Origin of the sequence: Brevibacterium sp. ZH18, from assembly GCF_022748595.1 — a bacterium.
In the GTDB taxonomy this organism is placed as follows: domain Bacteria; phylum Actinomycetota; class Actinomycetes; order Actinomycetales; family Brevibacteriaceae; genus Brevibacterium.
This window is the reverse complement of sequence record NZ_JALDSX010000008.1, coordinates 20,896-45,333: the sequence shown is the minus strand read 5'-3', so window position 1 is coordinate 45,333 and position 24,438 is coordinate 20,896. Positions and strand designations below refer to the sequence as shown.

Annotated in this window: 24 protein-coding genes; 12 read left to right on the top strand and 12 right to left on the bottom strand. The window is 62.6% G+C overall.

Translation table 11 applies throughout. From position 1 onward, the window contains the following. Window positions 1-21: 21 nt before the first annotated feature. A complete protein-coding gene (locus MPN20_RS04995; protein ID WP_242780135.1) occupies window positions 22-621 on the top strand; it encodes a hypothetical protein in 600 nt (199 codons plus the stop codon). Between the two features lie 184 nt (window positions 622-805). Here the strand turns inward: MPN20_RS04995 and MPN20_RS04990 are convergent, their stop codons facing one another. Continuing rightward, the gene (locus tag MPN20_RS04990) at window positions 806-1,903 is read right to left on the bottom strand and encodes an SPFH domain-containing protein (protein ID WP_242780133.1); all 1,098 of its coding nucleotides are present in this window, start codon (window positions 1,901-1,903) and stop codon (window positions 806-808) included. A 148-nt stretch (window positions 1,904-2,051) separates the two neighbouring features. After that, window positions 2,052-2,666, bottom strand: a complete 615-nt coding sequence (locus MPN20_RS04985) for a TetR/AcrR family transcriptional regulator (protein ID WP_242780131.1) — start codon at window positions 2,664-2,666, stop codon at window positions 2,052-2,054. A 143-nt stretch (window positions 2,667-2,809) separates the two neighbouring features. Here MPN20_RS04985 and MPN20_RS04980 point away from each other — a divergent pair, with 143 nt between their 5' ends. The 8 genes from MPN20_RS04980 (at window position 2,810) to MPN20_RS04945 (ending at window position 11,235) form a co-directional block, all read left to right on the top strand. Next, window positions 2,810-3,649 carry a CoA transferase gene (locus tag MPN20_RS04980; protein WP_242780129.1) on the top strand — a complete coding sequence of 280 codons (840 nt, stop codon included), beginning with the start codon at window positions 2,810-2,812 and terminating at the stop codon, window positions 3,647-3,649. Between the two features lie 100 nt (window positions 3,650-3,749). Beyond that, complete coding sequence (locus MPN20_RS04975; RefSeq protein ID WP_242780127.1) at window positions 3,750-5,273, top strand: AMP-binding protein; 1,524 nt, start codon at window positions 3,750-3,752, stop codon at window positions 5,271-5,273. Continuing rightward, a complete protein-coding gene (locus MPN20_RS04970; protein ID WP_242780125.1) occupies window positions 5,273-6,463 on the top strand; it encodes a thiolase family protein in 1,191 nt (396 codons plus the stop codon). The genes MPN20_RS04975 and MPN20_RS04970 overlap by 1 nt, the downstream gene beginning before the upstream one ends. Before the next feature lie 203 nt (window positions 6,464-6,666). Beyond that, entirely contained in the window at window positions 6,667-7,821 is a 1,155-nt protein-coding gene (locus MPN20_RS04965; protein WP_242780123.1) for an acyl-CoA dehydrogenase family protein, read from the top strand. A 24-nt stretch (window positions 7,822-7,845) separates the two neighbouring features. Beyond that, entirely contained in the window at window positions 7,846-8,586 is a 741-nt protein-coding gene (locus MPN20_RS04960) for a 3-hydroxyacyl-CoA dehydrogenase (protein ID WP_242780121.1), read from the top strand. 98 nt (window positions 8,587-8,684) lie between these two features. After that, complete coding sequence (locus MPN20_RS04955) at window positions 8,685-9,764, top strand: glycosyltransferase family 2 protein (RefSeq protein ID WP_242780119.1); 1,080 nt, start codon at window positions 8,685-8,687, stop codon at window positions 9,762-9,764. Continuing rightward, entirely contained in the window at window positions 9,761-10,669 is a 909-nt protein-coding gene (locus MPN20_RS04950) for a hypothetical protein (RefSeq protein ID WP_242780117.1), read from the top strand. Before MPN20_RS04955 ends, MPN20_RS04950 begins: the two co-directional genes overlap by 4 nt. A gap of 104 nt (window positions 10,670-10,773) precedes the next feature. Next, window positions 10,774-11,235, top strand: a complete 462-nt coding sequence (locus MPN20_RS04945) for a DUF3151 domain-containing protein (protein ID WP_242780115.1) — start codon at window positions 10,774-10,776, stop codon at window positions 11,233-11,235. 15 nt (window positions 11,236-11,250) lie between these two features. Here the strand turns inward: MPN20_RS04945 and MPN20_RS04940 are convergent, their stop codons facing one another. From MPN20_RS04940 to MPN20_RS04920, 5 genes are all read right to left on the bottom strand, one after another. Further along, window positions 11,251-11,961, bottom strand: coding sequence for a glycosyltransferase (locus tag MPN20_RS04940; RefSeq protein WP_242780113.1), 711 nt, complete (start codon window positions 11,959-11,961; stop codon window positions 11,251-11,253). Continuing rightward, window positions 11,958-13,343 (bottom strand): bifunctional PIG-L family deacetylase/class I SAM-dependent methyltransferase, encoded by a 1,386-nt coding sequence (locus MPN20_RS04935; RefSeq protein ID WP_242780111.1) that lies wholly within the window; start codon window positions 13,341-13,343, stop codon window positions 11,958-11,960. The genes MPN20_RS04940 and MPN20_RS04935 overlap by 4 nt, the downstream gene beginning before the upstream one ends. Next, window positions 13,340-14,392: a hypothetical protein gene (locus MPN20_RS04930; RefSeq protein ID WP_242780109.1), complete on the bottom strand. Its 1,053-nt coding sequence runs from the start codon at window positions 14,390-14,392 to the stop codon at window positions 13,340-13,342. The genes MPN20_RS04935 and MPN20_RS04930 overlap by 4 nt, the downstream gene beginning before the upstream one ends. Before the next feature lie 92 nt (window positions 14,393-14,484). Beyond that, the gene (locus MPN20_RS04925; protein ID WP_242780107.1) at window positions 14,485-15,150 is read right to left on the bottom strand and encodes a TetR/AcrR family transcriptional regulator C-terminal domain-containing protein; all 666 of its coding nucleotides are present in this window, start codon (window positions 15,148-15,150) and stop codon (window positions 14,485-14,487) included. A gap of 205 nt (window positions 15,151-15,355) precedes the next feature. Next, the gene (locus tag MPN20_RS04920; protein WP_242780105.1) at window positions 15,356-15,628 is read right to left on the bottom strand and encodes a GlsB/YeaQ/YmgE family stress response membrane protein; all 273 of its coding nucleotides are present in this window, start codon (window positions 15,626-15,628) and stop codon (window positions 15,356-15,358) included. Window positions 15,629-15,892: 264 nt separating this feature from the next. On the opposite strand from MPN20_RS04920, the gene MPN20_RS04915 reads away from it, so the two are divergent. Further along, window positions 15,893-17,251: a trehalose-6-phosphate synthase gene (locus tag MPN20_RS04915; protein ID WP_242780103.1), complete on the top strand. Its 1,359-nt coding sequence runs from the start codon at window positions 15,893-15,895 to the stop codon at window positions 17,249-17,251. Here MPN20_RS04915 and crcB read toward each other — a convergent pair. The 4 genes from crcB to MPN20_RS04895 all read right to left on the bottom strand — a co-directional run bounded on the left by crcB (window position 17,248) and on the right by MPN20_RS04895 (window position 20,214). Next, the gene (gene crcB, locus MPN20_RS04910; RefSeq protein ID WP_242780101.1) at window positions 17,248-17,625 is read right to left on the bottom strand and encodes a fluoride efflux transporter CrcB; all 378 of its coding nucleotides are present in this window, start codon (window positions 17,623-17,625) and stop codon (window positions 17,248-17,250) included. The genes MPN20_RS04915 and crcB overlap by 4 nt on opposite strands. Next, window positions 17,622-18,149 (bottom strand): CrcB family protein, encoded by a 528-nt coding sequence (locus MPN20_RS04905; RefSeq protein ID WP_242780099.1) that lies wholly within the window; start codon window positions 18,147-18,149, stop codon window positions 17,622-17,624. The genes crcB and MPN20_RS04905 overlap by 4 nt, the downstream gene beginning before the upstream one ends. Continuing rightward, window positions 18,146-18,721 carry a universal stress protein gene (locus MPN20_RS04900; protein WP_242780097.1) on the bottom strand — a complete coding sequence of 192 codons (576 nt, stop codon included), beginning with the start codon at window positions 18,719-18,721 and terminating at the stop codon, window positions 18,146-18,148. Before MPN20_RS04900 ends, MPN20_RS04905 begins: the two co-directional genes overlap by 4 nt. A gap of 221 nt (window positions 18,722-18,942) precedes the next feature. Beyond that, window positions 18,943-20,214, bottom strand: a complete 1,272-nt coding sequence (locus MPN20_RS04895; protein WP_242780095.1) for a PLP-dependent aminotransferase family protein — start codon at window positions 20,212-20,214, stop codon at window positions 18,943-18,945. Between the two features lie 315 nt (window positions 20,215-20,529). Here MPN20_RS04895 and MPN20_RS04890 point away from each other — a divergent pair, with 315 nt between their 5' ends. Further along, window positions 20,530-21,816 (top strand): adenylosuccinate synthase, encoded by a 1,287-nt coding sequence (locus MPN20_RS04890; RefSeq protein WP_242780093.1) that lies wholly within the window; start codon window positions 20,530-20,532, stop codon window positions 21,814-21,816. A 450-nt stretch (window positions 21,817-22,266) separates the two neighbouring features. Continuing rightward, the gene (locus MPN20_RS04885; RefSeq protein ID WP_242780091.1) at window positions 22,267-23,109 is read left to right on the top strand and encodes an urea carboxylase-associated family protein; all 843 of its coding nucleotides are present in this window, start codon (window positions 22,267-22,269) and stop codon (window positions 23,107-23,109) included. Window positions 23,110-23,111: 2 nt separating this feature from the next. On the opposite strand, the gene MPN20_RS04880 is transcribed toward MPN20_RS04885, so the two are convergent. Then, on the bottom strand, window positions 23,112-24,392 hold the full coding sequence (locus tag MPN20_RS04880) for an MFS transporter (protein WP_242780089.1): 1,281 nt from the start codon (window positions 24,390-24,392) through the stop codon (window positions 23,112-23,114). Window positions 24,393-24,438: the final 46 nt, after the last annotated feature.

The following is a 24,438-nucleotide window of genomic DNA, read 5'->3' as shown; positions in this document are numbered from 1 at the left end:
ACAGCAGTGGAGGTGCGAACGATGACTGACAATTACGTAGGCCAAGGCCGCGATTCGGAACCCGTTCCACTCTCTGCTGCTCTCTCCGGCCACCTGTTCATGGCTGTGCTGAAAGCGCCTGTGGCGTTTCTGCTGCTGTGGCTGGCGACTCTGTTGCCCGCGGTGGGCCGGATTGAGGCGAGTTCGCTGATCGTGACCATCATCGTGGCCTACCTCATCGGTGAGATTCTCACCGTGGCGGTGGAGAGGCCCTTCGTCATCAAGGCACGAAGGCCGAACCCCGGTGGGTGGAACTATGCACTCCTCGGTTGGTGGACGACCCCGGTGGTCGGCATCTTCGTCGGCTGGTTGGTCCTCGGCAATTCGGCTGCTGCGGCGATGGCGACTTTCGCCGCGCTCGCAGTCCCCGCCACTGTCGAGGTTGTCCTCAGCAGGCCGTGGCAGCCCGGTGAGTCGCGTGAAGAGTTCCATCAGCGCTACGAGCAGTTCAAGGACACGACCAAGGTGACCTTCGCCGACGACGTCGACGAGGTGAAACGGCGTGCCAGGGACAAAGCGCGGAATGACTACTACCGGAAGCATCCTGGCGAAAAGCCAATGGGAGGAGAGGCCGGACTCTGAGGGGCCTGATTGGAGGGGTCGTGCGGTCGCAGTGATCCTCGAATAGGATCAGCACCGATTGAGGGTCGGAACCAGCCGATGAAAGGCTGGGTCCGACCCTCTTGCTGTGCGGGTATTGCCCCCGTGTCCTTGATCTATCGTGTGTTCGAGGAACTGCGGGAAGGGATGCTCTCAGCTGAGTGCCTCAGGACTCGTCGATGGTCGACTCGTCCTCGTCAGCCCTGAGTGCACCTTCGGTTCGGCGCATCGCCGCTTGAGCCTGTGCCTTGGCATCGGCCTTGGCACCGCTCTTCGCGCTCTTCGAGACAGACTGTCCGTAGGACTGTGGGCCGGTTGCACCGTGCAGTCCCTCGGTGTTCGCTGCATCCTCAGACGCATTTGCTGCGAACAGGGCGGTCCTGATCTCGGCCCCAATGTCGCCGAGTCCGCCGGGGTTCGACGGCATGAACAGGACGTTCGAGCGGCCCTCCTGGGCAACGTTCTGCATGGTGTCGAAGTACTGCGTCATCATCAGCAGCTGCTCTGCGGTCTTGTCGATGCCCACTTCCTGCAGCTTGGAATACTGTTCGGCGATGCCTTGGGCAATGGCCTTGCGCTGAGCGGCCACGCCTTCACCGTGCAGGCGCATCGCCTCGGACTCGGCCTGAGCCTGGGTGACTCGCTTGATCTTGTCGGCCTCCGCCAGAGACTGCGCTGCCACTCGGTCACGCTGTGCGGCGTTGATCGAGTTCATGGAATCGCGCACCTTGGAATCCGGGGTGATGTCGGTGACCAGGGTGCTTACGATCTTGAACCCGTAGCGGCGCATCGACTCCGAGAGTCGACGCTCGACGTTTTCGGCGATGTCGTCCTTGGACTCGAATGCCGTGTCCAAGGTCAGGCCCGAGAGTGCGGAGCGAACGGTGTCGAAGACATACGACCGAATCTGCTCCTCAGAATTCGCCAACTTGTAGTAGGCGTCGGTGACATTGTCTTCTTCAACGACATACTGAACAGCCACAGGCACGGTGACGAACACGTTGTCACTCGTCTTCGACTCGATATTGACCTCGAGCTGCTGAACGCGCAACGAGATCGGCTTGCTGATGGTCTCGACGAGCGGCATCTTGAAGTTCAGGCCCGGTTTCGCAACCTTCTTGAACTTCCCGAAGCGTTCGACGATGACGTTCTCCTGCGTCTTGACGGTGAAGAACATACTGGTTCGCAGTTTGCCGAACAGCAATATGGCGAGGATGACGACGACGATCACAACGGCGATGACGCTTCCGCCTAGGATTTCCATGTTTACTCCGAACTAGGTGGGGTCTGTTGTTTTCGACAACATCTGTTGCTGACCCACTCTAGTGGCCATCTGACCCAGACTGTGAGGGCAGGGCCGATACTGAGAGCTGATTCGGATGCGCGAGGGAGTGAAGCTCGGGCTGACCGGCTCATTGCGCAGTCTTGACCTCGACCCTCAGCTCCGGATGCTTGGTCGGCTGTTCGTCCTCGGGGAACGCATCAACGATCTGATCAACGAGAGGCTGCAGAAAGAGCCTGCCCAGCTGGCGCACCATGGCGGTCACGACCTGTTCCACCGGGTGGCGGCTGGCCGAAGCATGTCCTGCGTTGCGCATGGCCTCGACACTCTCCAGAGACAGGGAAGCCAGCCGCGAGATGAGCTTTCCATCGGTGGGCAGCTCCAGGACCTGGCGGCGCAGGTAGTCGACGACGAGTGGATTGTCATTGAGCATCGCCGCTACGCTGGCATCTCGCGCCGCGACATCTGCGACCCTGCCGTCCGACTGGCTATCGGCGCGCTCGAGAGCCGCTGCGAAGAGTCCGACGATCCACTGTTCGACCCCTTCGCGTGCGCCCTCCTTGGACCTGAAGTAATGGCCGATCAAGCCCACTGCGACGCCCGCCTCGGAGGCGATGGCGCGCAATGGAGTGCCAGCGAACCCTTTGGCTGCGAATTGGTGCAGGGCGGCATTGCGAATGCGGGCACGACTCGTGAGGTCGTCATGTGCGGCTTCGTCGAAGCCTGTGTCGTCGGTCGCCGTCATCTCACCAGTCTCTGTCTCACTTGAGTTCTGTTCGTCCCTCCTCAACAATTCTCGCATGCAATGCATTGAACAATCTTTCAACTGCTTATACAGTCATTCAATAGAGGTGAATCATTCGACTGTGTGCAACGGGAGGAAACTCAATGAACGAACACGAACCCTTGGCCGGTCTCACGGTCATCAACTTGGCGATCAACCTGCCTGGACCTCTCGCCGCGGCACGCCTTTCGGCGCTCGGGGCGCGGGTCATCAAGGTCGAACCGCCAGCAGGTGATCCGGTGGCTCATGTTGCTCCCGAGTACTACAGGGAACTGTCTGCAGGACACGAAGTCGTCACGATCGATCTCAAGGACGAGGCGGGGATCGCGCAGCTGAATTCGCTCGCCGCTGAAGCCGATATTCTCATCACCGCTATGCGACCGCGAGCTGCCGAGGGGCTCGGAATCCCCGGCATCGTCGAGCGGTACGGACTCGTCCACGTTGAGATCGTCGGGTTCGCTGGAGATCGGGCGAACATTCCCGGCCACGACCTCACGTATCAGGCGGCCCACGGAACGCTCATTCCAGGCAGTACGCCGACCATTCCCGTCGCTGACATCGTCGGAGGCGAGGCCGCAACGATTGCCGCTCTGGGCGGATTGCGCCAGCGCGAATCGCAGACCGAGATTGGCATCAGCGGCATCGTCAAGCGCGTCGTTCTCGATGAAGCCGCGGCCTGGGCCGCGGGTCCGGCCCGGCATGGACTCACCTCGCCGGGTGGTCCGCTAGGTGGGGGTTCGCCGTTCTACCGGACCTATGACACCGCTGACGGAGCGATCGCAGTCGGTTGTGTCGAACCAGCCTTCGCCCAAGCCCTGGCTGAGCACGTCGGAAGCGACTTCGACACGCTCGAGCGTGCATTCGCCGCGAAGCCGACGAGCGAATGGGTGGACCTCGCCCGGGCTCACGATCTTCCCTTCGAACCCGTCGCCATGGCCACATAGACAGCCGCAGTTCCCCACTGAACGACAGACTTGAAACGCAGAATTTAAACTATCTGAGCGAGCGAATTGAATCTGCTCATCCGCCGACGAAGGAGTCGACATGCCCACACTGCCAGGAATACTTCGCACCACCGCTCGCGCCTATCCCGACCGTCCCGCACTGACATTCGAGAAGACCACGACGACGTACAGCGAATTCGACGCCAGAGTCGACCAGCTTGCCGCTGAGCTCTTAGCCCGCGGAGTTGGGCCGGGAGACCGGATCGTCATCGTCTCGCCCAATACCGATGCGTTCGCCATCGGTGCCTATGCGGGACTGCGCGCGGGAGCGATCATCGCCCCGGTCAACCCGAAATCGGCCTCGGCCGAGATCGAACACTTCATGACCGACACCGGGGCGACAGTCCTCCTCTTCGGGCCGGACTGCACTGAACCGGTCAGCGCATGGGCCAGCGACTATCCGACGACCGCCGCCGTAGTCTCCGCGCTGTCGTTGGGACCGGCGGACTTCGGTGAGGATGTCTTCGCTGCCGCGCACTGCCGGCCCGTCGAGGAAGTCAACTTGGACATCGCCGAGGACGCCGATGCTGTCATCATCTACACGTCCGGCACGACGGGGAAGCCAAAGGGTGCTCTGTTCGATCATCACCGCATCATCTGGGTGGGGGTCAACGCCACGGTGGCCTTCGGTCTGAGGCTGCATGATCGAATCCTCCACGTCGCCCCTCTCTACCATTCGGCGGCGCTCAACCTGCTCTTCTTCCCCGGAATGATGGCCGGTGCCCACCAGGTCATCCACTCGGCCTTCGACCCCGAAGCGGTCCTCGCCGCATTCGAGGAGCACCGGATCAGCGTCTTCTTCGGAGTGCCGACGATGTACGCATTCCTGCTGCGCGCACCCAGTCTCTCGAGTCGTGACACTTCGGGCCTGCGCGTCGCGATCTACGGTGCGGCACCGATGCCGGCAACCGTCGCGAAACGCATCTTCGAAGCCTTCCCCCATACGGAGATCATCCAGGCGTGCGGACAGACCGAGGGTGGACCCGGTGGCATCATCCTCGCCCATGACGACGTCAAGCGGAGACCCTCAGCCTCGGGTCGCTTCCCCATCCCGAACACCGAAGTCCGCATCGTCGACGCCGATGGAGAGGACGTCCAATCCGGCGAGGTGGGTGAGATGATCATGCGCGGGGAGACGATGATGAAGGGGTACTGGAGCCGACCGGACGCGACCGCACAGACCATCGTCGACGGGTGGGTACATACCGGCGACCTCGTCCAGGTCGACGATGAAGGCTTCATGACCATCGTCGACCGGCTCAAGGACATGATCATCACCGGCGGCCACAACGTGTACTCGGCTGAAGTGGAGAACGCGCTCGCCGCCTACCCGGAGATCATCGACATCGCGATCATCTCGCGGTCGAACGAAGAGTGGGGCGAGACGATCGTCGCCGTCGTCACTCCGGCCCAGAACGGGCAGCCCACCCTCGAAGGTCTCAAGGAGTTCGCGGAGCCGTTGCTCTCGTCCTACAAGATCCCTCGCGAGCTCATCATCTCCGAGATCCCGCGAAATCCTTCGGGCAAAATCCAGAAGCACAAGATCAGAGAGAGTCTCCGGTGATGGCAGAGGCATACACGCGAGCACACGAGGCGGTCATCGTCGACGCGGTCCGTACCCCCGTCGGCAAGTTCCGTGGAGCACTGCGCGAGAGCCATCCCGTCGATCTCCTGGCGAGCACGATGAGCCACCTCGTCGAGCGGGCTGGGGTCGACCCAGAAGTCATCGACGATGTGATTGTCGGTGTCGGCCGCCAGTGCGGAGAACAGTCAGGAAACGTCGCTCGCAACGCCCTCCTCGGTGCGGGACTGCCGACCTCCGTGCCAGGGACGACCCTCGACCGGCAGTGTGGATCGGGCCAGCAGGCCGTGCAGTTCGCCGCCCAGGCCATCCGCGCGGGTGACTATCGCTTCGCCATCGCCGGGGGAGTCGAATCGATGAGCCGAGTCGACATGGGCCCCCTCTTCGACCCTCACGGCTCCCGCGGTGACTGGTACGGGAAGAAGGCGCTGGCGCGCTTCGACGGCGACCTACCCTCGCAGGGGAGATCCATCGAACTCGTCGTCAGGGAGTTGGGGTTCGCCCGTGAGGAGTTCGATGCTTTCGCCGTCCGCAGCCACCACCGCGCCGCCGCGGCGACGGACGCCGGCCGTTTCACTGGTGACCTTGTTCCACTCACAGGGCTGACCACGGATGGCGCCGAGGTGGCCCTGACCTCGGATGAAGGCATCCGTCCCAGCGTGGATCCGGACAAGGTCGCCTCACTGCCCACAGTATTCGCAGTCGACGGTGCAATCACAGCAGGCAACTCCTCGCAGATCTCCGATGGAGCCGGGGCGCTGCTGCTTGCCGATCGCAGTGTCGCGGAGCCAGCCGGTCTGCGACCACGCGCTCGGATCGTCGCCAGTGTCGCCGCAGCCGCAGATCCCGTCCTCCAGTTCACTGCGGTCCTGCCCGCCAGCCACGCGGTGCTCAAGAAGGCAGGGCTGTCGATCGGCGACATCGACCTCGTCGAGGTCAACGAGGCCTTCGCACCGGTGCCTCTGCTGTTCCAACGGGAGTTCGGCGTCGATGATGAGATCCTCAACGTCAACGGAGGCTCCATCGCGATCGGTCACCCAATCGGCTCCACGGGAGCACGCCTGCTCACTGGGCTCATCTCTGAACTCGAACGCCGCGACGCCCGCTACGGACTGCTCACCATCTGCGAAGGCGGCGGTATGGCCAACGCCACCATCATCGAAAGGATCTGAACGATGACCGGCACGACACCATGGATGGCCGAGTCGGCAGGGCTCGTCTCTGACATCGTCCGCCACGCCGACGAAGCGCCCTACAGTCAGGACCTCGACCTCTAACGCTGTATCCTCCTCCTGCTTCTGCGGACCGAGGATGCCAACGAAGCTGTGCCTGCCTTCACCGAACGACGCCACACCAACTGCAAAGGAAGATGACAATGATTCTTGACGGATACCGCGGTTCCTGGGAAACACAGGAAACAGACGATCTGCGCGAACTCGTTCGCAGCTTTATGAACAAAGAGATCGTGCCCAATCAGGCCAAGTTCGTCGAAGACCACCAGGTTGATCGCGAACTGTGGAACCGGGCCGGCGATGCGGGTCTGCTCTGCATCTCCATCCCTGAGGAATACGGTGGCGGTGGCGGCACCTTCGCCCACGAGGCTGTCATCTTGCAGGAACAGGGTTTCGCTGGTGATTCGGCCTGGGCCAACAGTGTTCATTCGACGATCATCGCCCACTACATCTATGCGTTCGGCACCGAAGAGCAGAAGAAGAAGTGGCTGCCGGGCATGGCCTCAGGCGAACTGGTCGCGGCAATTGCGATGACCGAGCCCGGCACCGGATCGGATCTGCAGAACGTGAAGACGAAAGCCGTTCGTGACGGCGACGAGTACGTCATCAATGGGTCAAAGACCTTCATCTCCAACGGCACCCACTGTGACATCGTCGTCATCGTCGCTCGCACGAGCGAAGACGGTGGTGGCAAAGGTGTCTCACTCATCGTTGCCGAGGTGGCCGATCTTCCAGGGTTCTCCCGTGGGCGCGTCCTCGATAAAATCGGACAGCGAGGCCAGGACACCAGGGAGCTGTTCTTCGAGGACATGCGGGTGCCTGTTGAGAACATCCTCGGTGGTGTCGAGGGGCGGGGGTTCGTCCAGCTCATGCAGCAGCTGCCTCAGGAGCGACTGGCCTTGGCCGTGCTCGGTGCGACGACCGCCGAGGCTGCCGTGCGTGAAGCGGTCGCGTATGCGAAAGAACGTGAGGCGTTCGGGCAGCCGATCATCAAATTCCAGAACACGAAGTTCGTCCTCGCCGAATGTGCCACGGAGACATTGTCGACCAGGGCATTCGTCGACCATCTCACGCAGCTTCACATCGACGGGAAGCTGACGACCGAGCAGGCTTCGGCCGGCAAGTATTGGGCAACGGATGCGCAGACCAACGTCATCGACCGCTGCCTGCAGATCTTCGGCGGCTACGGGTACATGCTCGAATACCCGATCGCTCGCATGTACGCCGACGCTCGGGTGCAGAAGATCTACGGCGGTACGAACGAGATCATGAAGGAACTCATCTCTCGCGGGCTCTGATTTCATCATTTGAAAGGGAAGTACATGCAGTTCCAAGACAGGACCTTCATCGTCACCGGCGGAGCCTCCGGGCTCGGCGGAGCGACCACTTCGGCACTCGTTGAACGCGGGGCCCGCGTCGTCGTGGCCGACGTCAAGGGTGAGGCACCGGCCGGAGCCGAATTCGTCGCGACCGATGTCACCGACGAAAACAGCGTCGCTGCCGCAGTTGAGTTCGCAAACAAGGACGGTGCGCTCTCCGGCGTCGTCAACTGCGCAGGCATCGGCGTGGCACAGAAGACCTTGAGCAAGAAGGGTCCGCACGACCTCGGCGACTTTGGCAAGGTGATCGGGGTCAACCTCATCGGCACCTTCAACGTCATCCGCCTGGCCGCCGCCGCGATGGCGACGAATGAACCGGGTGAAGACGGCGAACGCGGAATCGTTGTCAACACCGCCTCGGTCGCCGCCTTCGACGGTCAGATCGGTCAGGCCGCCTATTCCGCATCCAAGGGCGGCATCGTCGGCATGACCCTGCCGATCGCCCGTGATCTGGCGAGCATCGGCGTCCGCGTCGTCACGATCGCTCCCGGCCTGTTCCTCACTCCGATGATGGCGGGCCTGCCCGAGGAGGCCCGGGACTCGTTGGGCAAACAGGTTCCGTTCCCCTCGCGCCTCGGTGATCCCAGCGAGTTCGCGAACCTCGTCACCCACATCGTCGACAACCGCATGCTCAATGGTGAGGTCATCCGCCTCGACGGAGCGATCCGCATGGCACCGCGCTGAACTTCGGTGATCGACAGCGGGCCCGGCCGAGGATGACGCATCGGCGTCTGAGCAACCCCTCAAGGCCGGTCCCGCGCGGGTGTGGGAAGATTGGTGGCGTGTCGAAACGTTCTCAGATTCTCTCCCCGGAAGGCCTGCCGCCGCTGGCCGAGCGCCCCGGAGTCTCCTTCATCATGCCGGTGCTCAACGAAGCCGAGCACATCAGCCAGGCGATCACCACGATTCTGGCTCAGGACTACGCCGGTGACAAAGAGATCGTCATCGCTCTGGGTCCTTCCACCGATGACACGAACCGCATCATCGCCGACATGGCGGCTGAGGATCATCGGATCCAGACCGTCGACAATCCGAAGGCTGCGACGCCGATCGGCCTCAACCTCGCCATCGCGGCCACCCACCACCCGGTGATCATCCGCGTCGACGCCCACTCGGGTCTGGGTCCCGACTACACCCAGCAGGCCATCGATACCCTGCACGAGACCAAGGCCGCCAACTGCGGCGGGCTGATGCTCGCCCGCGGTCGGACTTCCTTCCAGAAAGCCGTCGCCCGGGCGTACATGTCGCCCGTCGGACTCGGCGGTCCCGCCTACCATTCCGGTGACGAAGCCGGCGAGGCCGAATCCGCCTACCTCGGTGTCTATCGACGTGAGGTCTTCGACCACCTCGGCGGGTTCGACGAAGGCATCAAACGCGGTCAGGACTGGGAGCTAAATCTGCGTATCCGTACCTCGGGCGGGCGCATCTGGTTCAACCCGGACATGGAGGTCACCTACTGGCCGCGGGCATCCTGGCCGAAGATCTCCCAGCAGTTCTGGGCCACCGGCATCTGGCGCGCGGAACTCATCCGACGCTACGGATCGAAGAACTCCCTGCGCTATTTTGCGCCGCCGCTGCTGGTCCTCGGCATGACCGCCAGCCTTATCGAAACGCTCCTGCAGCTGACGGGAACGACGAAGACCTGGCCGAAGTTCCTGCGCCGGTTCACTTCCCTCGTCCACGTCCCCAGCCTCGGGTACGTGGCGGGGATCCTGGCGACCGCCTCGGCAGCCAAGGACTGCGGACGACGCGAACGTTTCTGGTTCGGCATCGTCTTGCCGACCATGCACCTGAGCTGGGGCGCCGGCTTCCTCAAAGGCCTCGTCACCGGTGCCGGAACAACGAAGGACGGCAGCCGTTGAACGCGAAGAAGAACCGGAAGAACCCCGGATCTGGGCAGCACCGGAGGCCGATCGAGAACGAAGAGCCGCACAGCAACGAGCGGACTCCGATGCCCGAGAGCTCCGAGCGCAAAAGATTCAACGCTCCCCTGTGGGCAGGCGCGGTCGTCGTCATCGGCCTCGTCATCGTGATCGGGGTCAACATCTTCGGCAGCAAGGACCATCTGACTGTCGACTCGCTCAATACACCGGCGGTCGCGGCCCTCGACGGCGGCTCCGAGGTCTATCCCGCGAATTCGAAGCTTGCCTTCACCGAGAACACGAAGTTCGGCTACCTGCCGGCACCCACCCTGGCGAAACTCGGTGATGACACTATTGTCGCGGCAGACCCCGAGAATGCCCCGAAGGCCATGGGGATCAAGGGTGGTCTCGCTAAGCTCGACCGCAAGACATTTCTCGACCAGACCATCAAGCCGCCACGGAAGGACACCGCACCTGGTGAGCCCATCACCTGGGATCAGCTCGTCGACCTGTCCGGCGGCAACACTGTGCTCATGCCCCTGATCGAGGACGCATCGGTGGCAGGTCCAGCTCTCGACAAGGTCGCCGAGGCCGGAGACCAGGAAGCCGTGATCGTGCGAACCTCGAACCCCGAGGTCGCCAAGGTCGCGTCCGAAGCCGAGATTGCCGTGATGTTCTCCGGAGATCCGGCGACGGTCAAGGCCTCTGAGATCGAGAACGAGGGCTTCACCATGGTTGCTGTCTCTGCGGATAATCTCGACAACTGGTTGGACTCTGGGCTCGATGTCTGGGCCACCGGGGTCAAAGACAAGGAACAGCTGACCGAGCTCGCCAAGCAGGGCCTCTTCGGGGCTCTCAGCACCAACCCGTACACTATTCAGCCTTCGGACGTGAAGACCGACTGACGATGACACGGTCGCCGGGGGCCACCTCGGATATCGAAAGTCTCCTCGTCAGATGAACATCGGCACGAGCGCACGAACCGCCATACGAACGAACAGGAGATGACATGACACAGCCCATCGGCAACCCATCGCACATCGGAAACCTCGATGCCTCGCAACTCGGCCCACAGCCGACGTACCTGCCCGGCGATCACGTCGACGTCGAGGCGAAGAAGCGCCTCGATTCCGGTGACGAGCCGATCGACGTTGCCGCCGCGCTGCCGGCCTCGTCCTTGGCGTGGGCGATTCTCGCAGATGAAGCTTATGGCGAAGGCCGACTCGTCGATTCGTACGCTTACGCTCGTGTGGGCTACCACCGCGGTCTCGATGCCCTGCGCGCCGCCGGATGGCGGGGAGCGGGTCCGATCCCGTGGGAGCACGAGATCAACCGTGGATTCCTGCGTGCTCTCAATGCGTTGGGTCGCGCTGCCGGGGCGATCGGCGAGGGCGAGGAAGCCGCGCGGATCGAAGACTTTCTGCGCTCGTCCGATCCTGCTGCGATCGATGCGATCGCTGCGGGGGAGTAAAGCTCAGCAGCAGTATCAGATCAGGCTCTGCAGATAGGTGCTGAATCCGCCTTGTACTCGGCCATCCAGCCGAGCCGAGGTCAGCACCCTGCAGCTGTCCGTGCGGCGCACCTTCCCGCCGGCTTTGAGAATCTCTGCCACCACTGCGGCATCCTCACCGCACGACAAAGCAGGGATGCCCTCGATCCTCTCGAAATAGGCTGCGCGGAGCCCGAGGTTCGCTCCGAACACATAAGGGTGGTCTTCGACCAGGTGATGCGTTTCATGCCATCTGGCGATGAGGTCTGCCGATCCTGTCTCAGGCCGGGGCGCGACCGTGCCGACCAGGCAGTCCGCGCCGAGCAGTGCTTCGTGAAGATGTGTGGCGACCCACTGCTCGGGAACACGGCTGTCTGCATCGGTGAAGGCCATCCAAGCAGTCTCAAGAGCCTGCGGATGAGCGTCACGGAGAGAGCGAAGAAGCAACCTTCCTGCGGCATCGCGCGCGCGACCCACATTGCTGTATGAGGTGCTGAGTATCTCGACCAGTGGATTCTGCTGGGCGAATCCGGCGACCACATCGTGTGTGCCGTCGGTGCAGGCGTCGGCGACGACGATCACTTGCACACGGAGTTCCGGGTCCTTGCGCTGCGCGAGCACTGCCGAGCACACGACTGAGGTCAGACAGTCAACGATCTCGTCTTCTTCGTTGTGTGCCGGAATGATGACCGCGAGGTGGTCGATCACCGTTCAGCCACTGTCTCAGCCGGAGGGCCGGTTTTTGTCACTATGGCGATGTCGAGCCGGTACTCGGCATCGAGGTGGACGACGGTGCTGTGGTGCGGCCAAAATCCCAGGGCGACCTCATGTACTTCGTCGGCATCCAGCGGCCAGTCGCGGATCTCGCCTTTCCAATGACAGAGCACCAACACGAAGCTCCGTGTCGTCGTTGCATTAATGCGTTCGAGTGTCCGTTCCAGCTGAGCACGTGAGAGATAGAAACCCGTCTCCGAAAGCACCACGGCGTCGAAGCGCCCTTCCGGCCATTCGAAGGGCACCGTGGCATGGATGAAGCTGAGACCAGCCGCGGTATTCGTCGAGTTGAAATACTCTGCGCTCTTCAGCGCCTCCCGACTGGCATCAATTGCAGTGACTCTGCGACTGCGCAGGGCGAGCTCTCGGCTGAGGGCGCCGATCGAGCAGCCGATCTCGACAATGTGCGAATAGGGCCGTTGCGGGAGGTGGGCAAGCAGAGTGTCTCGCTTGGCGATCTCATACTCGGAGTCCTGAACGGACCAGGGGTCAACACGATCGGCATGCACGTTGTCGAAGACCGCCGAGGCTGTGGTCGCGTCGTTGACCGCGGAGCTCCGGCTGCTGAAGTCGGTGACCGCAAAGGTGTCTCCGCTGCGATCGTGATGCTCAAGCTGCGCGGCACCGAGGATTGCTTCGTCACCGACGTGCTCCGAGAGAGGCAGAGTCTGTGAGCGATAGCAGTCGAGCGCCTGGTGACGAGCACGATCGCCGGGATCGGGGAGAAATCGCCACGTCCGCCAGCGACTGTCCTCGGGAGAAGCCCAATGCCAATACCAGATGGGGTATTCGAGGACGAGGGCGCGGCTGAGACGTCCCGCCTCGAGTGCCGCTGCTCCCACAGCCTCATGGTCGCCGTGACCGTCGGCACTGTATGGACTGACGATCGTCACCGGGCCACGCACCTCGGCGATTTCTCTCATGATCTCGTCGAACACCTGATCGCTGCACTCTGGCAGGGCGCCGTCAGGCAGATTGAGAACTCTACTGGTCACCGATGGGTTGAGTGCGCTCAGTGCGGTGTCGAACTCGTCGAGGCGAATGTCCCTGAGCTGGGCACGCGTATGCGTGGGTGAGTTCGGATGCGATCCCTCTCCCGCGGTGAACAGCACCACGGACACGTCGCAGTCCCAGTCGCGAGCACGAGACAGGAGTGCGACTGCACCGAGAGCTTCGTCGTCCGGGTGAGCTGCCAGCACCACAATGGTGCCTCCGCCCGCGAAGGTGTCGGTGGCAAGGAGCGGCAGATCCAGAACCCCAGCACGGATCCATGCGCTTTCCGGTGTGCTCTCATCGAGGTGACTGAACGTCGTCATTGCTGAAGTGCCTTCCCGAGCTCGGCGCCCAGAGACGCCTCGTCCCTAGGACCGTGGTGCTGACTGAGGTAGACAGTGAGGTCGGCATCGGCCTTCGCGAACGCGGCATCACCTGTGAGCGCGGCTGGCCCGGCGAGCTCTCTGCTCAAGTGCTGAATGCGCTGAGACGCTCGATAGACGATATTGCGCACCCGCAGTGCCAGCGTCCATGCCTGGGCTCGCGAGTACGGCTCCTCACCGTCGGCGGCCCCGGCCGCCTCGGCGAGGACCGAGCGCGCCGTGAAGATTTCGGCATCGATCTGCCCCACTGCCATATCGCCTATCTGGGCAGGAGAGGGTCGGGCGAGATGGCGTCGAGTTGCATTGCGTGCCAAGCCCAATGCCCCGCCGAACCAGCAGGCGGCCACCCGGATCCCACCCCAAGCGAATGCGGGGCGGTCGAGGTACCAGCCATCGGGTCCGACAAACTCGGCCGGAACGTGGTCGAATGCGACGGATCCACTCGGAATCTCTTTGAGTCCCAGGCTTGGCCACGAGCTGGGATCGGCCTTGACCTTGGGATGGTCGAGCCCGACAGCACATGCGCGCCGGTGCTCGCCGTGATGGGCGATGACGACGGCATGGCTGAGCTCTGACGCCAAGGAGCACCAGGCTTTCTCTCCGTTGATGATCACACTGCCGTCCGCCTCGGTGAGGGTGACGACCTTGCCTGGGACCTCCGCGGCATACACGCCCCAGGTGGACTGCGCGGCTGGAGCCTCGAGCCCAGCCTCGGCGAGGATCCCGAGGGCATCGACATGCGGCTCGAGCATGCGAGCGACAGCGATGTCGATCGACGCGATCCGGGCCAAAGACTCCCACTGGCGCAGCTGTGAGGACGTGCCCGAGAGCCCGAGGCAGCTCTGCAGAGATGTGATCTTCTGTGCCGCAGTTGCGTTGCCGGTGACCAGCTTGGTCAAGGTGTCCGTAGCGAGTGAATCGCCGTACCAGGGGGCCAGCGGAGCGGAGAGGATTTGTGATTGGAGGTCAAGGTGGTTTTCGGTGCGCATTGTAAAGACGTGTCCTTCGGTGAGAGGTGAGTGCGTGTGCCGCTCGTCACCGGGTGTGCGTGTCCGCCGTGGCCGACGGACGGCATTGAGAGTCAGATTGCCAGTGACGTGCGGATTCGTTCGATGAGATCATCGAGACCGTCGGAAAACTCTCGGTCAGAATGATTCTGTGCGAGTTTGCTCTGCAGTCGCTGAACTGTGGGGAAATCCTCGAGATCCTCGTCGTCCTGCTCTTCGCGTGTGTCAGCAGGGATTGGGGTGGCATCGCTATCCATAGCCGAGACTTGGAGCAGAAGGTCACCGAGCAGGAAACTGGTGAAGGCCTTGTAAGAGGCGACGGCGTGATTGTCGGAGAAGCCATAGTGGTTGAGTGAGAACAGAAAGTGCTCGACCCAGCGGATGCTCCTCAGTGGAGGACGCAGCCACGGTGCTTCCGGCGGCTGGGAGATCATCAAGGGGAACACCTTCGGATGTTTCAAGGCCATTCTGCGAGTTGCGTGGGCCACGCATTGGAGGTAGCGCTCCCATGACGAGGGGGTTTCCTGCATCAGGTCATCATCGAACAGATTGTCGATGAGTTCGCTCACGGCTGCAGAGAGGAGCTCTTCACGACCAGGAACATGTCGATATAAGGCCATCGCCTCCACATCGAGCGAGGCGCCCAATCGTCGCATGGTGAGTGCTTGCACTCCGTATTCGTCAATGAACGCGATCGCTGCCTGAACGACATCGCGTCGGTGCAAGCGTTGGCGAACCACGAAATCTCCTTATATCGCCGGTCGGCGTGCAGCCCACATGGGTTGCGGCCTCTGAGCCATGGTACAGATCCTACTCTTGACTAGACGATCCCTGCGACTGGGAAGTCTATGACACGCGAACTGCGCTCCGCCCGCCGGGAGGCGACCGGAGCGCAGTGACCCGTGTGCAGAGATGTCCGGGACATTCGTTCCAGGGGCCCGATCCTTATGCTTTGGCTGGACGCTTCCGGCCGGTGATAAGTCCCCAGATGATGAGTACGATCAGCGACCCGCCGATTGCACACAGCCAGGTGGAGAGGTCGAAGAACGAATCGACTCCCGCTCCGAAGATCGCACTGCCGAGCCAACCGCCCAGGGCAGCACCGATGACGCCGAGGATCAGTGTGGCGATCCAGCCGCCGCCCTGCCGCCCCGGCAGAATCAGCTTGGCGATGGCTCCGGCGATGAGGCCGAGGATGAGGTAAGCGATAAAGCCCATATGGTGAGTTCCTTCGTTTTGTCTGCATGCACCTGCGGCTGGTCCGCAGGTCTCTATGCTCATTACTGCAAGCCTATAATGCAATAAATGTTTATTAAGTAAACAACATATCAGGTATATTGAAAATCAGCAATGAGCCCGTAGGTCGATGCTTCTGGTGTACTGTCGATCTTTGAAAGTTTATCGTGTAAACAATAATAATGTAGGCACCGTGAAGCGCGTACCTTGACGGGTGCGAGCTGATCTTGCCGCGGAGGGTCACTGATGTCGGAAGATTCTGTAGGCAAGTCCTTGATCGTTGTTGCCAACCGGTTGCCTGTCGATCGATGTGGAGATCACTGGTCTGCGTCCCCGGGCGGACTGGTCTCTGCGCTGGCTCCGGTCGTGCGTGAACGCGGCGGTATCTGGGTCGGATGGACCGGCGCCTGTGATGAGCATTTCGACCCTTTCGAATTCGATGGGATCTCGCTCGAACCGGTTGCTTTGAGCTCGGCGGAGCTTCGCGAATACTACGAAGGATTCTCTAACGCCACTATCTGGCCGCTCTATCATGACCAGGTGGTCGCCCCGCAGTTTCACCGATCCTGGTGGAACGCCTATCAGGTCATCAACGAGCGATTCGCCGCGGCTGTTGCGCGGTGTGCTGCGCCTGGGGCCACCGTGTGGATCCACGACTACCAGCTGCAGCTGGTACCGAACCTGCTCCGCCAACGCCGCCCGGACGTGGCGATCGGCTACTTCAGTCACATCCCTTTCCCACCGTCAGGACTCTTCTCCCAGCTTCCGTGGCGAGACGAGATACTGAGCGGCCTCCTCGGGGCCGATGTCATCGGCTTCCAGCGGGAGTCCGACGTCACGAATTTCTCCACAGCATTGGACAAGCTCGCTCCCAAGGACTCCCGTCGCCTAACGCTGGCACTAGGCAGCTATCCCATCTCCATCGACGTCGAAGATGTTGAAAATGCCGCGCATTCAGAGACGGTGCTCCGGGAGGCCGAGGCCGTCCGCGCGGACCTCGGTTCGCCCGAGACTCTCCTCCTCGGAGTCGACCGTCTCGATCACACGAAGGGAATCATCGAGCGGCTGCTCGCCTACGAAGAGCTCCTCGACGAAGGAGCACTCGACCCCTGCCGCACGTGCCTCGTCCAGGTTGCCGTGCCGTCGCGCGAGGGGATGGCCGCCTACCAAGAGCTGCGCGAGAACGTCGAGCAGCTGGTTGGGCGCATCAACGGAAAGTTTGCGGGCCTCAGCGGTACGGTCGTCCACTACCTCTACCGCTCTTATACCTTCGAATCCACCATCGCCCTCTATCTGGCTGCCGACGCCCTGCTCGTCACGGCTCTGCGTGACGGTATGAACCTCGTCGCTAAGGAGTACGTCTGCGCGCGGAGAGGACGAGGTGGTGCCCTGGTGCTGTCCGAATTCGCCGGTGCCGCTGATGAGCTCACCGAGGCTTTGCTCATCAATCCCCATAACCTCAACAAACTCAAATCCGCGATCACGCAAGCGGTGGAAATGGATGCCGAAGAAGCCAACAGTCGTATCGATGTCATGGCCGACGTGGTCACTGGCCACGACGTCCACGACTGGGCTCGTCACTTCCTTGACGCTCTTGAGTCTTAGACCAATCCGCCTGCCCAGAGCCCCACACCTGCGGCAGCGGTTGCGAGCAGAAGAGTGCCGAGGGAATTGACGAGACTGATGGCCCATTTGCGCTCTTGGATCAGGCGGACGGTCTCGAAGCTCGCAGTGGAGAAAGTGGTGTAGCCGCCGAGGAAGCCAGTGCCGATAATCAGATGCCATGCTTCCGGCAGGATCTGACCGGTCGCCAGTCCGGTGGCGAGACCAAGCGCCAATGATCCGCTGACATTGATGATGATCGTGCCCCAGGGGGTCGGTCCGCTCACTCGCGATTTGATGAGCCCATCGAGGAACATGCGCGTCGAGGCTCCGAGTCCGCCGGTGACTGCCAGAGCAATGAAGACGAGGAGGGTCATTGCGCGCCTCCGCCCTGAACGTCGGCGTCAGCCTCGGCAGTGGTGCCGGAGCTGGTGCTGGTGTTCGTTGGCGATGGCGGCATATCTCCTGCTTGCTGCAACGAGTGAGCACCGCGGCGATTGTGAGCTGCGCTGGCCACCGCGATTCCCGCCCAGGTGGCGATCCCGCCGATGAACAGGGTGGCCAACCCGTAGGTGATGCCGGTGCCGACGGAGCCGTTGCCGATGAGTAGGGCCGCGTCGGTCGCCAAGGCACTGTAAGTGGTGAAGCCGCCCATGAAGCCGGTGCCCACCATGATGCGCACCGTGCGTCGACCTGCCTCATCGGGGCCACTGCGGGCCAGAGTATCGAGAAGAAGACCGAGCAGAAACGCGCCGAGGATGTTGACCATGAAAATTGCGAGCGGGATCCCAGCGAACGGAGGAAACGCCAGAGACACTGCCTCGCGCGCGGCCGTACCCATGGTGCCGCCGAGGATGGCGAGGCCAAGATAGGGCAACCGCAGGTGAAGCGGCCGGTTCACTGTTCGCCCCCTCCAGCTATTTCGGGGCCCGACGCCCCCACCTCGGGATATGACGGGCCCACCGCAGGATCTGACGCCAAGGGTACGACGAGAAGGGGCCTGTGCTGATGTTGTGCCAACTGAATGGCGACCGAACCGTTGAAGAATTCGTGAAACGAGCCTTTGATGCCGGCCTTGCGGACACCGACGACGATCATCTGCGCATCGACCTCCTCTGCCAAGCTAGCCAACTCCTGAGAGGCACTGCCTGCCAGAGTCTTAAGTGTCCAGTTCACGCTCGATCCTCGGAGGACTTCGGCGATCGCGGAGTGCAGGAGTGGATCGAATTCAGGGGCCGCCTCGGCGACGAGGTCCGGGTCGATGGGTATCGACACGACGGACCCATCGGAACGGATTTCAACGGTATAGCGGAAGTCGTCGACGTGGACGCAGATGAGGTCGGCGTCGAAGCGATCCGCATAGGTCGCAGCGGTGGCGACGACCTCGCCGGGAGCGACCCCGACGATGATGTGGGCCTGTGCTCTCGGGGGCGGTGGCGGTTCGGTGGTCGCGGTGCCGGTGACGTTGTTCACGGGATCTCCTACCTTTCGGGCATGCTGACGCCGGTTGAGGTAGGGACTGTTGTCGGAGAACCGAGGTTTGGTACGGCGAGCCCCACCGCCGTGACACTGGTATGTATCACCTTCATCCTGCCACATGGGCACTCGAGGTGTTCGAGGCGTATGAACCACGAGGCCGCCGGATGACGGGTATCCGACGGTCCTCGACGGATCAGTGCAGGATCAGTGCGGGATCAGTGGCGGGCGTGTGAACGAGTCGACGTGTACTTGTCAACGGCGCGGCGCAGACGCGCCAGACCTTCCTCGATGCGCTCCGGGGCTGCCGAGGCGAAGCACAGGCGCAGCGCGTTCGTGAAGTCACCGGTCTGGGAGAACGCCGTGCCGGGAATGTAGGCCACGCCTTCCTCCAGAGCCACCGGCAGGAGGTCCTCGGTGTTGATGGTCTCGTCGTTGAACGTCACCCACAGGAAGAAGCCACCGTCGGGATCCGTCGATCGAATCCCCTCGCCGAAGAGCCGCTCCAGCCCGGCCGTCATGGTCGTCTTGCGCTCGCCATAGGAGCCGCGCAGATGGGCGACGTGGGTTTCGGCATTGCCGTCGTTGAGCCACTTCGCGACCATGTGCTGGGTGGGCAGGCTTGTGCACGAATCCATGGTCTGCTTGGCGTTGATGATGAGGCCGCGCAGCTCGGGATCGGTGTCGAGCCAGCCGATGCGCAGGCCAGGGGCGACGAACTTGGAGAATGTGCGTACGCCGAAGATCAGCGGATCGTTGGGGCTGAGCTGGCTGAGCGAGGGGATGTCCTCCCCGGAGAAGCGCAGAGTGCCGTACGGATTGTCCTCGAGGATGACCGAATTGTGGCGGTGGGCGAAGTCGAGGAGCTTCTCGCGCCGGGCCAGTGACATCGTCACACCGGCCGGGTTCTGGAACGTCGGGACTGTGTAGATCACCGAGGGTGCCCGGCCGGCCCGCGCCACGATCTCGTCGAGTGCATCCACCTGCATGCCCTCTTCGTCGACCGGCACCTCGGCGATCTCCGCTTCATAGCTCAGCGCTGTGGCCGAGCCGTTCGTGTACGTGGGGGCCTCGCAGAGGACGAGGTCGCCGGGGCTGACGAAGAGCTTGAACCCGAGGTCGATGCCCTGCATGCCGCCGGTGGTGATGACGATGCGATCACGGTTGCCGAAGTGCTCGGCCGGGATCTGCCCGGTCTCCTGCAGGTAGTTGAGCAAGGCGTCGATGAGGACCGGCTCGCCCTGAGTCTCCCCGTAGGTGAAGCTCTCCGGCGTGAACACGCTGTTCGCGATCCGGGCGAAGTCCGCGGCCGGCAGCATATCGGGGGCAGGTGAGCCCATACCGAACTTGACGATGTCGTGATCGTAGGCGGCGAGCATCGCCACGGAGGAATCGATGACAGAGCCGACGAGGCTGTCGGCCCGGCTGGCGAAGGGAAGGGGCGGACGCGATGGCGCCGAGGATGAAGCTGACTGGCTCGCGATTGACATGACGACCTCCAACGGGGCTGCAGGCCTGACGTCGACGTCACCGGCGATGTTCAGAAGCACTGTGCCCGAACGACGGAACTACTGGTGAACTCAGCATAAGTACGACACGCTCGGCGGGGCAAGGGGCGTGGCCGGGCCGGTGGGTCGGCTGATCAACGGCGGACCACCTCGGCGAAGGTGGAGCCTATGCTGGTGCGCTGGGTCTATCTCCACATGCTCGGCGCGGAGGCGACCTGCTCGCTGTCGTGTCATAGTGACCCAGTAGACTAATGCGGTAATGACATCCCGGCTTTCACTTTGAGGTGAAGAACTCTCATGCCAGCAATCGTTGTCGTCGGCGCTCAATGGGGCGACGAAGGTAAAGGTAAAACGACCGATATCCTCGGCACCAGCGTCGACTACGTGGTCAAGCCCAATGGTGGGAACAATGCAGGCCACACGGTTGTCGTCGGCGGTGAGAAGTACGAACTCAAGCTTCTGCCGGCAGGCATCCTCTCTCCCAACGTCACGCCGGTCATCGGCAATGGCGTCGTCGTCAACCTCGAAGCCCTCTTCGAGGAGATCGAAGCCTTGGAGTCGCGTGGGGCGGACACGTCTAAGCTGCGAATCTCGGCCAATGCCCACCTCGTCGCGCCCTACCACCAGACTCTGGACAAGGTGACCGAACGGTTCCTGGGCAAGCGGGCCATCGGCACCACCGGCCGCGGGATCGGGCCGGCCTACATGGACAAGATCGGGCGCCTGGGCATCCGCGTCCAGGACATCTTCGACGAATCGATTCTGCGTCAGAAGATCGAGGGATCGCTGCGCCAGAAGAACGAACTCCTCGTCAAGGTCTATAACCGTCGTGCCGTCGACGTCGAAGAGATCGTCGAATACTTCGAACCCTTCATCGAACGCCTGCGACCCTACGTCGCCGAGACCGAACTCATGCTCAATGACGCCCTTGATCGTGGCGAGGTCATTGTCATGGAGGGCGGCCAGGCCACGATGCTCGACGTCGACCACGGCACCTACCCGTTCGTGACGTCGTCGAACCCGACCGCTGGCGGATCCTGCGTCGGCTCGGGCATCGGACCCACGCGCATCAACCGAGTCGTCGGAATCGTCAAGGCCTACACCACGCGTGTGGGTGCCGGACCGTTCCCCACCGAGCTCTTCGACGACATGGGGGAGTACCTGCAGAAGGCCGGCGGTGAGTTCGGAGTCAACACCGGACGCCCGCGCCGCTGCGGTTGGTACGACGCCGTCATCGCCCGCTACGCCGCACGCGTCAACGGGTTCACCGACTACGTGCTGACGAAGCTCGACGTGCTCACCGGCATTGAGAGCATCCCTGTCTGCGTGGCCTACGAGGTCGACGGAGTCCGCCAGGACGAGATGCCGATGTCGCAGACCGAGTTCCACCACGCCAAGCCCATCTTCGAATACTTCGACGGCTGGACCGAGGACATCACCGGAGCTCGGACCTTCGAGGACCTGCCCGAGAACGCACAGAAGTACGTACTCGCACTCGAAGAGCGTTCGGGCTGCCGGATGTCGGTCATCGGCGTCGGCCCCGATCGTGAACAGTCGATCGTCAGGCACGACCTGCTGGACTGAGGGTGAGAGTGGCCTCGAGTCGTGTTCATTCGACTCCACTCGTCGACCGCACACGTTAGCGACGCTGTGGCATTTTGTGCGGCGGTACAGCGACGCTAACGTGTGCGGTCGGTGTGCTGGGGACCGCCGACCGCAGCTGGAATCAGTGCGCGGCAGGAAGCTCGTCATCACCGAAAGCAGACCGCAACGTCGAGGGCAGACTCCCTGAAGTCGCCCGTCGGCTTTGCGGTCTGCTTTCGACGATTGTGGCGAGGGTGCAGTCTGCTTTCGACGACGGGGTGGGTCCCGGGGCCGCTGACGCTGAAACGCTCCAACCTTAGCCGGTAGGTTCCTGCCGGTCGCCCGCGGTCACCTCTCTGGTCAGTCGGATCGCGGCTCGTTCGCACACTGGTCGACATGCTGGCATCGTTGCCGGCAGATGAGGAATCCGAAAGTATGTGAGGAGCGTTCATGTCGCACAACCCGCGATTGACCGAGGCCGCTTACCAGGATCCTGCCCTCGAGGCAGATCGTGACTTCTACTCAGCGATCGAGGAGAGCACCGAAGACCGTCGCATCGTCGAGGAGTTCACCATCCCGATCCGTTCAGGGCAGGCCTGGGAAGTACCAGCCGGCCATGTCTGTCGGATCTCCACTGTTGAGGGGCCGCAGGTCGGGGACCTCAACCTGTGGAACCGCCACGATCCCCGGGAGAGATTCTGGGCCTCGCGGACCCGTCAGCTGCAGGCCGCGCACGTCTCGACGTTCGACCGGCTGTGGTCGACGCTGCCGTTCCTGCGCCCCATGGCCACGATCGTCGGCGACACCTTGGCCGACTACGGCACAGATCCAGACGGCGGTCGTCTCCACGACACCCTCGGGACTCGTTGCGACCCCTATGTCTCACAGATGCTCAACGGCGTCGACTTCGACTATCACTGCCACTCGAACCTGGTGCGCGCGATCCTCCCGTACGGGCTGACGGAGTTCGACGTCCACGATGTCCTCAACGTCTTCCAATGCACGGGCCTGAATGGCAACGACCAATACTTCATGAAGACCTGTCCTGCCCAACCGGGTGACCATTTTGAGTTCTTCGCGGAGCAGGATCTGTTGGCAGCACTCTCGGCCTGTCCCGGGGGAGACCTGTCCACGCCGATGTTCGGCGAGGACACCGAGGACCCTGTCGAGAACTGTCACCCTCTCAAAGTCACCGTCTATGCGTTGCCGGAGGAGCTCCTCGGTGACTGGAGGGAACCGAGCTCACCGAACTATCGGGGCGGGCATGGGCTGAAGCCCCAGCCCTGGGGATGAGCTTAAGCGCTCTGGGCGCCGGCCGAGTGCAGGCGTCCGCCGCTGAACCAGCGGAGAAGCGCCGCGCAGAGGGCGAGGAATGCCACGAAGCCGCCGTACCAGCATGCGGTTGCGAAGAGCCCGATGGCGGGGACGAGGATCCCGGCGATGACGACCGGAAGGCCGAATGCCAGGTAGCAGACGACGAAGACTGCGGCCATCACCTCGGCGTTGGCCTCAGGCTTCACGACTGCCTGGATGGTCTTCAGCGCACCCGGGAAGGCCGTGCCGAAGCCGGTTCCGGTGATGATGACGGCGAGGCAGTACAGTTCGGGCGAGGTGAGGGTCAGCGCCACCAGGGTGAGAGTGCTGCCGACGGCGAGTGAGATCGTGCCGTAGAGAGTGACGGTGCGCGCGGATCGGTTGCGCATGAAGAATCCGGCCAGTCCTCCGGAGCCGGCGAGCATCGTGACGACGAGTCCGCTGACGAGGTGGGAACTCGTATGGAACTCGGTGGTGATGATGTTTGAGCCGAGGGAGAGGTACAAGCCTCCCGTAGCCCAGCCGGCGACGAAGGCCGGCACCGCGAATAGGAACGCTTTGCGGACTTCCCGGGGCAGAGCCGCGCGCGGCAGCAAAGATGCCCAGGCTCCTCGGCGTCGCGCCGAGGTCTCCGGCAGGACCCAGACGATGCCGGCCAGCAGCAGATATGTGCACACGAGGGTTCCGAAGACCACCGAGGCGCCGCTGCCCTCGACGAGTACGGCGAGAGTTGCTCCGGCGAACAGTCCGCCGATGGCCAGGCCCGCCATAGCCGAAATTGCGTTCCACGAGGAGGCCGAGCCTGGCTTGTGCGGCAGTTCCAGGTCGACGACCGTCGCCGAGAGAGTCGACAGCAGAATTCCACTGGCAATTCCTTGGACGACTCGAGAGAGGATCAGTGCCGCAGCGCTGTCGGCATGCCAGAACAGAAACATGCTGATGGCGAGCACGACGAGTGCCGCACAGATGACGGGGCGGCGCCCGATGTGATCGGAGAGTGCGCCTGCAGTGAGCAGTGCCGCCAGCAATGCCACGGCGTAGGCGGCGAATACCACCGTGATCATCACCGGAGCAAAGCCGAAATCGGCCTGGATGACGGGATAGAACGGCGACGGAGCGCTGGCTCCGGCCATCATCGCCGAGGTTGCGATCAGGACTAGGCGCAGACGCCAGCGCTCGCGCGACCACCAAGCAAAGGTGGGAGCCGGCTGAACTGCGGAGACAGAAGCCTCCTCCATAGTGTTCGAAACTTTTGGAACCATTCTTGGAGGTTATACGACATTCTCAAACAGTTCAACTATTATCGAA